Here is a 13,537-nt window from a genome sequence, read left to right on the forward strand (position 1 = left end):
AATCTCATACTTTTACTTTTTTTATTTACCAAGATAGTTCCATTGAATGATTAAGATGATAAAAATCTTTTTAATTATTTTTGTTAAAAGAAACAGAAGTAGCTAGAGGTAAAGATAACCTACTTAACTCTTCAGCCACCAATTTGGCAACGATGGTTGCACCATAATTATTAAGATGAGTATCATCAATGATCCCATTTGGATAGTTTTGATTTTGACCAGGTAATAGATGCATGAAAAATTTCTTTGTTTCTTCAACTGAGAATAATTGAAAAAATTCCTGTGTTCTTTTAAACATATCTAAAAGCAAAATGTTATTTTTCTTTGCAAATTTGCGTATTGCTTCTGGATAATCGCCTAAGGTATTAGGATCGAGCTGATTAGAATGATTTAAATAAGCTCTTCGGGTAATCGATGTTAATAAAATGGGTATGGCGTTTACTTTTTGAGCACTTTCAACAAAAATTGCTAAATTTTCTTGATAATCGCCATAAGGTTGTGTTCCACGATCCTCATCTTTTTTTTGATCATTATGACCAAACTGAATGAATAGATAATCATTAGCTTCAATTTCATTATCAATTTCAGCTAATAATCCTTCATTAATAAAAGATTTAGTTGATCTTCCATTTTTGGCCTTATTAACGATTTCAAAATTAGAAATATAAAGAGCCAATTTTTCTCCCCAGCCAGTTTCCGGACGTTTGTTGCTTTGTTTTATGGCTGCAGTAGAATCACCAGCAATAAAAATTTTGCTTGTTTTAGTCATTATTTTTTTCCTCTTTTCTTTTTAATAATCTATTAATCCATGATTCAGCGAGAAAAATCCATTGTTGAATAAAAGGGTCTTGATTTGTCATTGCTAATCCATGTTTTCCCTTTGGAAAGAAATGTAACTCAACCATACCTTTTTTTTCTGTTAATGCCTCTGCTAGAGCTTGACTATTTTCGATAGGAACAGATTGATCACCATAGGTATGCCAAATAAAGCAAGGTGGAGGAGAAATTGGCAGCCCATTTATCGAGGGAAAAAAATTTGCTTGTTTTTCTGAATAGGTGGTACCAAAAAAATGTTGTGCACTTCCTTGATGTGCATAAGGACCCTCTATTTGGTAGGCAAATAAGGCCGCATGTAAATGATTGCTATGTGCCCATTGCTGAATAGCTATTTCTTCTTTAAAAATAGCTAGGTGTTCATAGCCTCCGCCAGGTAAAATTAATAAACAAGAACGTGGCGTATTATCATAATAAAGCATATGAAGAGAACTTTCTGCTGGTCGTGTAAATTGTTGATAATCAGTCAACATGTGCTCAATTGTTTGCATTGATTCACTCCTAGAAGGTAATGGTATTCAATAGAATGTTATTAAATGAATTAGTCAAGTTTATCTAAAAGTAGTTGAGAAACCCACATAGGTTATAAAAATTGATCAGTCAATAAAAATAACTTCAATCTTTGTTAATTACTATAATTTTTCTTTTAGATAATCATTTAATTTATTTTATTGATGTGTAAATTTTTTAAGCTATCTTGTTTTAGAAATTTATGTTAAAATATGATAAGTATTAAAATTTAATTTATAGGAAGTATCTTATGTTATGATTATTCATCGTAAATTTTCTATTTTTAAAATAAAATGTAAGCGTTATAGTTTGTTTTATACAATTTTTATACCGATCAGTTTAATTGGGATTCTTTTGATTGGTGGTTATACGTGTTATATTTATCAAAAGACCTATCATAATATCCAAAAAAACTTGGTGAATCAACAGAGTAATTATGTGGGTCAGGTAAAAAATAATCTAGAACAAAAAATTCAAACGATTGAATATACTTTTTCAACGTATAGTATGACAAATCAATTCAAACAAATGCTTAACCAACCACTTAATCCACATAATTTTGAAGAAGTACGCAAAATCCGTTCAGAACTTGCCTATATTAGTGTGATGGGGATCGATAATACTACGAATTATCATCTTATTAGCTTAAAACAAGGTTGGGATATTTCGCATAATTCACTCAAGCAATTATCAAAAAATGAATTATTACAAAAAAAATTATTAGCTGAAAAGACGTCAGATTATATCTTTTGGAAAAAGAAAGATAATCATTTAGAAATGCGAATTTTGCTGCCGATTTTTCAGACGGAACGCTCTGCTATTGGAACTGCAACCATTCCACAAACGACTATTGATCAATTATTAGGAAAAAAATCAACCAATTTTTTTGGTATTTACGATAAAAATTATCATTCGCTTTATCAACATAACCAACCACTTACTCCTAACTTGCAAAAAAAATTGACAAATTCAACGAAAAAACAAGGAACTATGATAGACGATCAGAAAAATATTTATTTTTATTTAAAATCTGATTATAATCATTGGACATATGTTGCTTGTTTGCCAAACAAAGAAATTCATTCATCTGTATTAAGTTTGGAATTAGGACTTACCTTACTAGCCAGTTGTTTTATTATCCTTTTTCTAATTATTGCTTATTTAATTGCTAGTTTTGCTGAGCGACCTATACGTGAAATTGGTGATCTATTGGCGGTTGATTCAATAAAAGGTGGATGGAAATCTGAAACAAAGAAAATTTTATCAGGCATCGATCTGCTTCTAACCGAAAATGCAGGAATGATTAGCAAAATAAATAAACAGAAACCAGAATTAGAAAAACTATTTTTGTTAAATTTGTTCTACGATCAGCTTACCGATATAGAAATAGCCAGAAAATTTGCTCAATTTGGCTATTTAATGAATCAAGAGGAGCATTATGCTATTATATTAATCCAAATTGATGATCTTGGTGGTCGACCAGAAGAAGCTAAAGATTTATTTTTAGTTTCCCTTGAAAATATAGTTTCTGAGTTAATTCCAAAAAACATGCGTTTTCAACCAATTATTTTAAAACAAGAAATACAAGCTACTTTGTTATATATGAAACCTTGCATAGATAAGAAAAAATTGATTGATTATTGTACAGCTATTCAACAAGCTGCACAAAATTTTTTAAATATAAAAATAAATTTTGGTATTTCAAATGACTATACAGAAATAAAGGATAGTAAAACAGCAGTCATCAATGCAAAAGAAGCGTTATCCTTTCGAATAAATTTTGAACAGGATACTATGATTTTCTTTGATGACATTCATCCATATCATCAGAAATACCCAGCCGCTAAATATCCTAAAAAAGAAGAACAGGAATTATTGGATGCCATGCGTATCGGTGAAAAAGAGGCGACTCAACAGTATTTTATCCAGGTTTTTTCTTTCATTTTAAATGAAAATAAACATCCAATTATCCTAGAAAATATGATTTTACAACTCGTTAATAATCTTGTTCAATTTGGACAGCTCTTAGGCGCTGACATGGAATTGCTTGAAAATAGTCAGAATATCTACCTAGAAGTATTAAATAAAAAAAATCCATTTAAAGTTAAAGAAAAAATTTATACTCTGCTCATTCTACCGATTGTTCAAATGACTCAAGAAAAAACAGACTATGAAATGCGATCCTTATCTGAACAAATGCTTGTTTTACTACATAAACAATATGATCAAGATATCTCACTAGAAATGATTGGTGAACAATTGAATTATAATCCAAATTATTTAAGCAGTGTGTTTAAAAAAGAAATCGGTGTAAACTTTGGTGATTATCTACAAAACTATCGTTTATCTATTTCAAAACATTGGCTTATAGAGACAGACCTAACGATTAAAGATATCTCCACTCGTTTACAATATACAAATCCACAAAATTTTATTCGTTTCTTCAAAAAGAAAATTGGAACAACACCTGGTGAATATCGAAAACAAAATAAGATTTATCAATAATTGCTATTTAATAACATATGAAGAAATTCACAAAAGTATTAAATTAACTATTTGATGAAGTTCTTCATATGTTTAATATTCTGTTACATTGAAAAGAAATAATAATTTCTGATCTAAAAGTAAGAAGGGTAATTTTGATCAACAATATAAAAATTGTGCTTATTAATCACCAACCAATAATTTTTTACTTATCCTTTCACCGATCCTACTATTGCTCCTTTTACAAAGTATTTTTGAATAAATGGATAGATAATTAACATAGGTAAAGTAGCAATAATAATAACGGCCATTTTTACAGATTGTGCTGGTGGAACAATATCAACAGTAGAAGCATCCGCATTCATTCCACTAGAAACAATTACGATTTGTCTTAATAGTACTTGAATTGGCCACTTGCTTGAATCATTAATATACAATAGAGCTGGTTGGTAGGTATTCCAGTATTCTACTGCATAGAATAATGAAATGGTTGCAATTGAAGGAAGAGATAAAGGTAAAATAAATCGTAAAAAGACTCCCCAATCCGTACAACCATCCATTTTTGCTGATTCCTCTAAGCTATCTGGAATTCCTTGGAAAAAATTACGCATAATAATCATATTGTAAGCACTAACAATACTAGGTAAAATAGGTGCCCATAAGGAATCAATTAGACCTAAGCTTTTAATTAAAATAAATGAAGGAATCATTCCACCGCTAAACAACATGGTAAATACAATAATAAAATTAAAAAATTTTCGACCATGCAGATATTTTCTTGAAAGTGCATAAGCCATAAACGAAGTAGCAACCATACTAATAAATGTCCCTACAGTTGTTACAAACAATGAAATGCCAATTGCCTTAAAGATCGTTTGTGTTGATAAAATATAGCGATAGGCATCTAATGTGAACGTCTTAGGAATTAAAATAAAAGGTCGGGTAGAAAGCTCCCCAGAAGTTGCAAATGAACTAGCTAAAATATTGATAAAAGGAAGTAAACATAAGAGTGTAAACAAAAGTAAAAGTACAATGATGATGCCATGGACTATTGCTTCACTTTTCGATATATTCCGTTTTTTCTTTGCTTTGTTTTTTGTTAACTGCATCTTTTTCCTCCTCATGTAATATATTCTTTAACAAAACTTTAACATGAAGAGAGGATTACGTATACAATCAATTTTTAAGCTGATCTATTTTTTGATTCTTTCAATTAAAATCGAAAGAAAGAATGAATATTTTGTATACGCTTTCTTTAGTGTAGAAATGATTATATACGTAATGTTTTTTTCCTAGTATGATGAAAACAATTCATTAGGAAAGAGAGGAATCATTAATGGAAGCAACAATCAAAACAAAAATAAATCAAGAAAACAATGAAAATCCCAAAAAAACAAAAAAAATAATTCGTAAAAAACGTTGGGCACAAATTAAAAAAAATAGAGCACTTTATTTAATGTTAGTACCTGGATTAGCTTATTTTCTTATTTTTAAATATGTACCCATGGGGGGATTGGTAATTGCATTTCAAGATTATCAACCATTTTTAGGAATTTTAGGTAGTCCATTTGTTGGTCTAAAGCATTTTATCCGATTGTTTACAGAGGATACTTTTATATTGCTGATTAAAAATACCTTCCTTATTTTTGGATTGGAAATTGTTATTTCTTTCCTATTTCCAATTATTTTAGCTTTAATGCTTAATGAATTACATCACGTAAAACTAAAGAAATCTATACAAACGATTATTTATTTACCTCATTTTATGTCATGGGTAATTGTTGTTTCAATCTTTTATGTTTTATTAACGACTGAAGGCGGCGTAGTTAATAATATTATTACCCACCTTGGTGGACAAAAAATCTCTTTTCTAACCGATCCGTTTTGGTTGCGACCAATGTATATTCTTCAAGAAATATGGAAAGGTTCTGGATGGGGAACAATTGTCTATCTAGCGGCCATGACAAACGTCGATGAACAGCTTTATGAAGCAGCAGATATGGATGGGGCAGGAAAACTAAGTAAAATGTGGCATATTACATTACCATGTATTCGTCCAACGATTATTACGTTGTTGATTTTAAAGATAGGAAAGGTGCTTGATTTAGGTTTTGAACATATGTTTTTAGTAATGAATTCAATGAATAAAACAGTCGGACAAATTTTTGATACGTATGTTTATACAGCTGGTATACAAAATGGACAGTTAAGTTATTCAACTGCCGTTGGTTTATTCAAAGGACTAATTGGACTTGTACTTGTAATTGGTGTAAACAAACTAGCGAAGAAGATTGGTGAAGATGGTATTTATTAGTCAATGTCTTCCAGATAAATAAAAGTAAGGAGAAAGCAAATGTCATTAGAAAAAATTGAAAAGATAAATGATAGATTAATTAAGGTACTCACAATTATTTATCTAAATTTTTTATGGATCATTTTTACTCTTTGCGGATTCGTCATTTTTGGAATTGGACCTGCTACCTATGCAGTGATGAAATATTATGACCGCTGGTTGAGATTAGATGATCGACTGCCAATTACTCAAACTTTCTTTGCCTATTTTAAGGAACGTTACCGTCAATCAATGGTGATTAGTTGGATTGGTTTAGGTAGTATGGTTATTCTGATTGTTAATTTGTTTGTAGTAAAAGAGTGGTACCTGCAGGTAGCAAATCTCTTATTTTTATTCGGTATTGTTATTTCTTTCACATATGTTTATACTATTATGGCAGCAACTATTTTTGCAAGCTACCTTGAAATATTTAAGGGAGCTATCTTATTAGGATTTGGTTATCTTCATTATACTATCATTGCTTGGACACTAATTATTAGCAGTTACTTTGTAGCTTTGAAGATTCTACCAAGTATCGTCTTTTTATTTGGCATCGGATACATAGGATTAATCATCGGCTATGCAGGCAAAAAGATATTAATAGAGTTTACACCAAAAACTTCACAAAAAATAATCAATGAATGATGTAAAGGGAGAAAAATAATGACAAAATTATCAAATGAAGTGCTTCAAACAGTTATGGAACGTTATCCAATTTTAGCAAAAGAAAAAGATTATCAAAATAAATGGTCTTATGATGTTGGTGTTGTTTTGCAAGGGATTAAAGAAGCCTATCGTCAAACGGGCGAAAGTAAGTATTTTAATTACATAAAAGAAAATATTGACTATTATATTGATGAAGATAACTCTCCTAGAGGTTATCATTATGAAGATATGAATTTGGATAATATTAACAATGGCAAGCTATTATTTTTGTTGTTCCAAGAAACAAAGGAAACCAAATATAAAGTAATTATGGATAGACTATTCGATCAATTACAACAGATGCCTAGAACGCCTGAAGGTGGCTTCTGGCATAAAAAGATCTATCCTAACCAAATGTGGTTAGATGGTTTATACATGGCCGAACCATTTTATGCTGAATATCTGTTAACTTTTAAAAATGGTGAAGGATTGGAAGATGTTATCAAGCAATTTAGGCTCTGTTATGAACATACTTTAGATAAACAGACGGGTCTTTTATACCATGCTTGGGATTCAGCAAAAAAACAAAACTGGGCAGACTCCGAAACTGGGCAGTCACCTCATTTTTGGGGACGGGCAATGGGATGGTATTTAATGGCATTGGTAGATACAATGGAAATTTTTCAAGACCATGAAAACAAAACCTATGTTGAAGAATTGAAAAAGATATTCTCTAACTGTTGCCAAGCATTAGCCAATGTTCGTGATAAACAAAAGCATGTTTGGTTTCAAATACTTGATTTAGGTGATAGAACAGGTAATTATTTGGAAGCCTCAGCTTCAAGTATGATTATAGCAGCAATGGCTAAAGCTCAAAGATTGAATATTTTATCATCAGATTGGGATGCTTTCATTAAAGAAAGCTATCAAGGATTACAAGATACTTTTGTCACTTATACGCAAGAAGGTTGGGTAGATTTGAATTATACTTGTGAAGTCGCTGGACTTGGTGGAGAAAGTAGACGAGATGGAACATTTGCTTACTACATTAGTGAGCCAATTGTGACAAATGATTTTAAAGGATATGGCGCATTTTTACAAGCAACGTTAGCTATGGAACCCATTGGTGCAAAGAACATCTTAAAAGTATAAAATTTTGATTGCTAGGATGATAACAGGTGGAATGTATCGTCAATTTGAATGGATCACTCCAATACATTTCCACCCATCTTAACTTAGACAGATGGGTTGAAAAATCCCACTTTTAAAATGCGAATGGTAGATAGGGAGATAGAGAATGTCTTTAAGAGAAGAATTAAAACGTTTATTAGGAAAAACTTGGGCAAGTGACACAATTCATGCAGAATTACTAGAAAAAAAAATAAAAGAGACATATACAATAGAAACTTTGATGTTGACATTAAATACACAGGAAATGGTACCTGCCTATTTTGCTTATCCAAATAATAAAAAGAAACATCCACTTGTTTTATATAATCATTCACATGGTGGTAATTATGAAGTTGGTAAAGAAGAAATATTACAAGATAGCTCTTATTTGCAAACGCCTTCATTTTTAGATGTGTTTATTAAAAACGGTTATGCGGTTGGTTGCATTGACATGTGGGGCTTTGGTGAAAGACAAGGAAAAAAAGAAAGTGAGCTATTTAAAGAATTTTTATTATTAGGGCATACGTTATGGGGCGAAAGAATTAGTGATAATCAGCAGTTTTTAACCTATTTAGTAGATCGGCCTGAAATTGACGCGAACAAAATTGCAACGTTAGGTATGTCAATGGGTGGCATGATGAGTTGGTGGTTAGCTGCTCTTGACGAGCGTATCTCCTTAGTTGTTGATATTGCTGGTCAGGCAGAATATGAATCGTTGATCGAAACTGCCCGATTAGATTGTCATGGTTTTTATTATTATATTCCAGGACTATTAGCAAATTATAAAACAATCGATATTCAATCGTTGATTACACCTAGACCACGACTAAGTCTTGTTGGTAAAAATGATCGAATGTGTCCACTATCTGGTGTAAAAAAACTAGATACCTATTTAACAAAAAGTTATACAGAAAAAGGTGCTCCACAAAACTGGCAGTGTCAACTGTTAACAGGCGTACATCAAGAAACAAAGGAGATGCGTACGATATGGCAAAGATTTATGAAAGAACACCTATAAAAAAATTTTCAGTTGGAAAGGGCAAGTTATATGATTTTACTACAATTCAAGCCGCTATTGATGAAGCAACAAACTGGGATGAGAAAATACAGATTCTCATTTTTCCTGGCGACTATCAAGAAAATGTAAGAATCTATGGTGAAGATATTGAATTAATTGGCATTGGTGAAGTGGTTATTACTAGTAATTTAGCTGCTTATCAAATAAATTATCAAGGTGAGGAGAGAGGTACATTTCAGACAGCCACCGTTTTTATCAATGGCCAAACGATTTTATTAAAGAATTTATCGATCGTTAATACTGCTGGACCTGGTGAAATTGTTGGCCAAGCTGTAGCTCTTTATATTGAAGGAACAGATATCCATATTGATTCTTGTAAACTTGATGGCTATCAAGATACCTTATGCTTAGGACCACTTCCTAAGTTTCAGAAGGACGGAAAACAGCTAATGGTTAGTCCATGGCTAAAGATCCCTTATACTGAACAGATCGTTGATTTTCACTATTGCCAGATTAGTGGAACTGTTGATTTTATTTTTGGTGGTGGTCAAGCTAGTTCTTATCATTGTCAGCTGTATGTAAAAAGAATACGCATACAAATTATATTACAGCTGCATCTACTCCGAAAAATCAAAAAGGATTTTATTTTGTTTCATGCATGGTAACTGGTGATTCTCCCTATTATTTAGGTAGACCTTGGCGTCAATATGCAGCTGTTACTTTTGTTAATAGTTATTTTGATCAACAACTATATTCAACGGGGTGGCATGATTGGGATAAACCAAAAAATCGACAAACAGTGAACTATCAAGAAATCAATTGCCTTTATCTAGGTGAAAAATCATCGACTCGATGGGCAACGAAAGAAATGAGTGAACAAAAATGAAACGTCGCTTAGAATGTTGGCTTGGGTTTATAGGAGTCGGGCTTACCCTTCTATTCCTAGGTGGTATTGCACTCAGTGTGAAACAATTAACGATTGCGGAATATGAAAAAACGTTCAAGCCGGTTTTTGCAAGTAGTTTAGGTCACTTAGATTCAGAAAAATGAGTTGAGTTATTTCGTACGTTAGGTGCTTGGTTTGGTTTTACAATTTTATTCGTTTTAATTTTTGTTACTTTGGCAACACTATTTATTATGAAAAATTCTGCACCTGTAAAGGCTGGAATCTTTTATATGCTTGCTGGTCTGACTACATTAATTGGTAGTCAACTAATTGCCTTTTTTATAGCCTTTTTGTTTTTTATAGCTGCGTTATGTTGTTTTTTTAGAGGGGAGAAATTAAATGAAAGAAGTAGTCATCAAAAATCCAATCTTAAGAGGATTTAATCCAGATCCTGTTATTTTAAGAGTAGATAATCATTATTATTTAGCAGTATCTTCATTTGAATGGTTACCAGGAATTCGTGTATATCATTCTGATAATTTAGTAAATTGGGAACATGCAACAGATATTCTAACCAATTATAATCAGGTAGATCTTAAAAGCAATCCTAAAAATGGTAGTATTTGGGCACCAGAGCTTAGTTTTTTTAATGGAAAATTTTATTGTATTTATACAGATGTAAAAAGCACAGACCGACCTTTTAAAGATTGCCATAATTACTTAATCACAGCTAGTCAGATTGAAGGACCTTGGAGTACACCCATTTATCTAAATAGTAGTGGTTTTGATCCATCTCTATTTCATGATCAAGATGGCAGAAAGTGGCTATTAAATGAACAATGGGATTATCGAAAAACAACTGGAAATAAATCTGCCGGCATTGTCATGCAAGAATTTGATGAAAAGCAAGCTAAATTAATCGGTCCTATTTATAAAATATTTGATGGTACACCCTTAGCTAAAACTGAAGCACCTCATCTTTATCTTCATGATGATTATTATTACCTATTAACAGCTGAGGGAGGTACAGGAAAAGGACATAGTGTAACTGTTTGCCGATCAAAAAATTTGTTTGGTCCTTATGAAGTAGATCCAAATTATCCAATGTTAACAGCAAAAGATCATCCGAATTCACCGATTCAATGTGCAGGTCATGGCAGTATTGTTCAAGGAAGAACTGGCAAATGGTATATGGCTTATTTAATGACACGTCCAATAAATCAGGAAGCGGCCATTCTTGGTAGAGAAACAGCAATTCAAGAAATTGTTTGGACAAAAGATCATTGGCTTCATTTGGCTTCAGAAAATACTTTACCCGCCTCGGAAACAGTAATAGAAACAATAGATGCCACACAACAAGAAAAAAATACTAATTTTAATGATGACTTTACAAATAGCTGTTTAGCAAAAGAGTGGAATAGCCGACGAATTTTTCCTAATTCTTCTTGGTGTGATTTAAAAACAAAACCTGGATATCTGCGTCTCATTTCTGGTGAATCACTCCAATCACATTTTGAACAACATCTGCTAGCTATTCGCCAAAAAGATTTCCATTTTAATGCTTATACTCGATTTAGCTTCGATCCAAAAACATTTAACCAAATGGCAGTCCTGACACTTTATTTAAATGAAAATAATTATCTTTATCTATTTATGACTTTTGATGAAAAAAAGGGAAATGTTTACGAAAGTTACATTGCCAAAATGGAGAATCTAAATTAGAGGAAGAACGGATTACGATTGAAACTAACACTATTTCATTGAAAGTATAGGTAGATGAGTTAAGGGGGACATTTTATTATCGAGAGTCAGAATCTAGTGCATGGCAACCTTTTGGCTCCTCGTATAATCTTAAATTTTTATCTGGAGGATTTACAGGAAATTTTGTAGGAATTTGTGTTCAGGATTTAGGAAATAAAGCCGGTTGTTTTGCAGATTTTTCTTATTTTAACTATGAAGGAAAAGATGCATGAAAATAAAATTGAATTGGATGAATGTCATGAAAAGAAATCAGAAAATTAAAAGAATATTAATTAGTTCGATGATGATTTTTGGTATTTTTAGTATTTTATCTGGTTGTAGTACTGAAAAAAAGGTGGCAAGTGATCATAATGGAAAAAAAGATACCATTTCCTGGATGACAATGCTGCATACACCTACACCTCCTGCAGGAGATATTCAAAAGCAGTTAGAAAAATATACAGGAAAAAAGATTGAATTTAACTGGGTGCCAGATGCTTCAAAAAATGAACGAATTAGTGCTGCTCTATCTTCAAAGTCTTTAACGGATATTATTAGTTTAACAGATATTCGAAATACAACTGTTCGTAATGCTTTAGCTTTAGGAATGTTTTGGGATGTAGAACCTTATTTAAAAGACTATCCAAATTTAGCCAAAATATCAAAAGAAAGATTAGACGCTGCCCGAATTAAAGGAAAAATTTATGGTGTTCCATTCCAGGAGCCCGTTGCTCGTTATGGAATTTTAATCAGACAAGATTGGTTGGACAATTTAGGCTTAAAAGTTCCTCATACATTAGATGAATTAGAAAAAGTTGCACAGGCTTTTACAGAAGGTGATCCAAATAAAGATGGTAAAAAACATAAGACGGTTGGCTTTGTTGAAAATCAGGAATCCTTCAAATATGGATTTCGATCATTGACAGGTTATTTTGGTGCAGGGAATTGGTTCACCATTACTAAAGATGAAAATGTAAAACCAGCTTTTATGCAACCTGAATATAAAAAAGCAATGAAATGGTTTCATAATATTTATAAAAAAGGTTGGATGAATTCAGATTTCTCTGTTATGACAAAAAATGATCAGAAAGATTATATTGTTCAGGGAAAAGGTAGTATTGTACTCACCATATTATCAGAAGGTAGAAATTATATAAATAGCGCTAAAGGAACGGATCAAGAAGGCATGAAATGGACAATGATTAATGATATGACAGATAATCAAGGAAAACCACGTCAATTATCAGATACGAACAATGGTATGGGGGGCTGGATGGCGATCTCAAAACAAAATGTGAAAACAGAAAAAGATTTAAAAGTTGTTTTAAAATTTATTAACGATCTCATGAACGAAGAACCTTACAAATTAATGTCATTTGGTGAGAAAGACATTCATTACAAGGTAAATAAAGGCAATATTTATGAGAAAATTAAAAGTTCAAATTGGCAACAAGAGGTGCAGCCATTTGCAAGTTCAAGGCCTTCAGCTCTAGTTGGAGATTTTAAGACAACTGATGCGTATTCAAATCTTGTGAACGAAAAGGTTAAAGAAAATGAAAAGTATGCAGTATTAGATCCAACTCAATCTTTAACCTCTGAAACCTATGATAGTCAATGATCTACCTTGATTGAAGGAGTGTCTGATGCTTATTATAAATATATGATGGGTGAAATGGATATGAAAGGTTATGATGAAGCTATTAAAAACTTCTTAGATAATGGGGGAAGTATAATCATTCAAGAATTTACCGATAGCTATAAGGCATCTCAAAGTAAACAACATTAAAAACAAGAGAAGATGTTATCTTAGTTTTAAGAGATATACTGTCATTTATTGAGCAAAAATATAAGAGACACTATGAGGCGGTAGTTCTTACAATGACGAATTGGTTTTCACTGAAAAAACTTTTTGGCAAAA

The 13,537-nt window shown here is 31.8% G+C and carries 13 protein-coding genes and 1 pseudogene; 11 read left to right on the plus strand and 3 right to left on the minus strand.

Going from position 1 to position 13,537, the window contains the following annotated elements; translation table 11 throughout:
• Positions 1 to 70 precede the first annotated feature (70 nt).
• Together MPTP_RS02085 and MPTP_RS02090 are read right to left on the minus strand one after the other, a co-directional pair.
• On the minus strand, positions 71 to 769 hold the full coding sequence (locus MPTP_RS02085; RefSeq protein ID WP_013773384.1) for a rhamnogalacturonan acetylesterase: 699 nt from the start codon (positions 767 to 769) through the stop codon (positions 71 to 73).
• A complete protein-coding gene (locus tag MPTP_RS02090; protein WP_013773385.1) occupies positions 762 to 1,325 on the minus strand; it encodes an alpha/beta hydrolase in 564 nt (187 codons plus the stop codon). The genes MPTP_RS02085 and MPTP_RS02090 overlap by 8 nt, the downstream gene beginning before the upstream one ends.
• Positions 1,326 to 1,599: 274 nt before the next feature.
• Between MPTP_RS02090 and MPTP_RS02095 the strand changes: the two genes are divergently transcribed.
• A complete protein-coding gene (locus tag MPTP_RS02095) occupies positions 1,600 to 3,849 on the plus strand; it encodes a helix-turn-helix domain-containing protein (protein WP_013773386.1) in 2,250 nt (749 codons plus the stop codon).
• A gap of 188 nt (positions 3,850 to 4,037) precedes the next feature.
• Here MPTP_RS02095 and MPTP_RS02100 read toward each other — a convergent pair whose 3' ends face one another.
• Positions 4,038 to 4,937 (minus strand): carbohydrate ABC transporter permease, encoded by a 900-nt coding sequence (locus MPTP_RS02100; protein ID WP_013773387.1) that lies wholly within the window; start codon positions 4,935 to 4,937, stop codon positions 4,038 to 4,040.
• A gap of 227 nt (positions 4,938 to 5,164) precedes the next feature.
• Between MPTP_RS02100 and MPTP_RS02105 the strand changes: the two genes are divergently transcribed.
• The 10 genes and pseudogenes from MPTP_RS02105 (at position 5,165) to MPTP_RS09865 (ending at position 13,405) form a co-directional block, all read left to right on the plus strand.
• Positions 5,165 to 6,142 (plus strand): ABC transporter permease, encoded by a 978-nt coding sequence (locus MPTP_RS02105; protein ID WP_013773388.1) that lies wholly within the window; start codon positions 5,165 to 5,167, stop codon positions 6,140 to 6,142.
• 39 nt (positions 6,143 to 6,181) lie between these two features.
• Positions 6,182 to 6,805, plus strand: a complete 624-nt coding sequence (locus MPTP_RS02110) for a YesL family protein (RefSeq protein WP_013773389.1) — start codon at positions 6,182 to 6,184, stop codon at positions 6,803 to 6,805.
• A gap of 18 nt (positions 6,806 to 6,823) precedes the next feature.
• Positions 6,824 to 7,957, plus strand: coding sequence for a glycoside hydrolase family 88/105 protein (locus MPTP_RS02115; protein WP_013773390.1), 1,134 nt, complete (start codon positions 6,824 to 6,826; stop codon positions 7,955 to 7,957).
• Between the two features lie 145 nt (positions 7,958 to 8,102).
• Complete coding sequence (locus MPTP_RS02120; RefSeq protein ID WP_013773391.1) at positions 8,103 to 8,993, plus strand: alpha/beta hydrolase family protein; 891 nt, start codon at positions 8,103 to 8,105, stop codon at positions 8,991 to 8,993.
• Entirely contained in the window at positions 8,963 to 9,658 is a 696-nt protein-coding gene (locus MPTP_RS02125; protein WP_013773392.1) for a pectinesterase family protein, read from the plus strand. Before MPTP_RS02120 ends, MPTP_RS02125 begins: the two co-directional genes overlap by 31 nt.
• Positions 9,559 to 9,879, plus strand: a complete 321-nt coding sequence (locus MPTP_RS09555) for a pectinesterase family protein (protein ID WP_099046195.1) — start codon at positions 9,559 to 9,561, stop codon at positions 9,877 to 9,879. The genes MPTP_RS02125 and MPTP_RS09555 overlap by 100 nt, the downstream gene beginning before the upstream one ends.
• A complete protein-coding gene (locus MPTP_RS09650) occupies positions 9,876 to 10,043 on the plus strand; it encodes a hypothetical protein (protein ID WP_013773394.1) in 168 nt (55 codons plus the stop codon). Before MPTP_RS09555 ends, MPTP_RS09650 begins: the two co-directional genes overlap by 4 nt.
• Before the next feature lie 235 nt (positions 10,044 to 10,278).
• Positions 10,279 to 11,852: pseudogene (locus tag MPTP_RS02135) on the plus strand (glycoside hydrolase family 43 protein).
• Positions 11,849 to 13,237 carry an extracellular solute-binding protein gene (locus tag MPTP_RS02140; protein ID WP_013773396.1) on the plus strand — a complete coding sequence of 463 codons (1,389 nt, stop codon included), beginning with the start codon at positions 11,849 to 11,851 and terminating at the stop codon, positions 13,235 to 13,237. Before MPTP_RS02135 ends, MPTP_RS02140 begins: the two are co-directional and overlap by 4 nt.
• 18 nt (positions 13,238 to 13,255) lie before the next feature.
• Entirely contained in the window at positions 13,256 to 13,405 is a 150-nt protein-coding gene (locus tag MPTP_RS09865) for a hypothetical protein (RefSeq protein ID WP_231849655.1), read from the plus strand.
• The last annotated feature ends 132 nt before the right edge of the window (positions 13,406 to 13,537 follow it).

Origin of the sequence: Melissococcus plutonius ATCC 35311, assembly GCF_000270185.1 — a bacterium.
Classification (GTDB): domain Bacteria; phylum Bacillota; class Bacilli; order Lactobacillales; family Enterococcaceae; genus Melissococcus; species Melissococcus plutonius.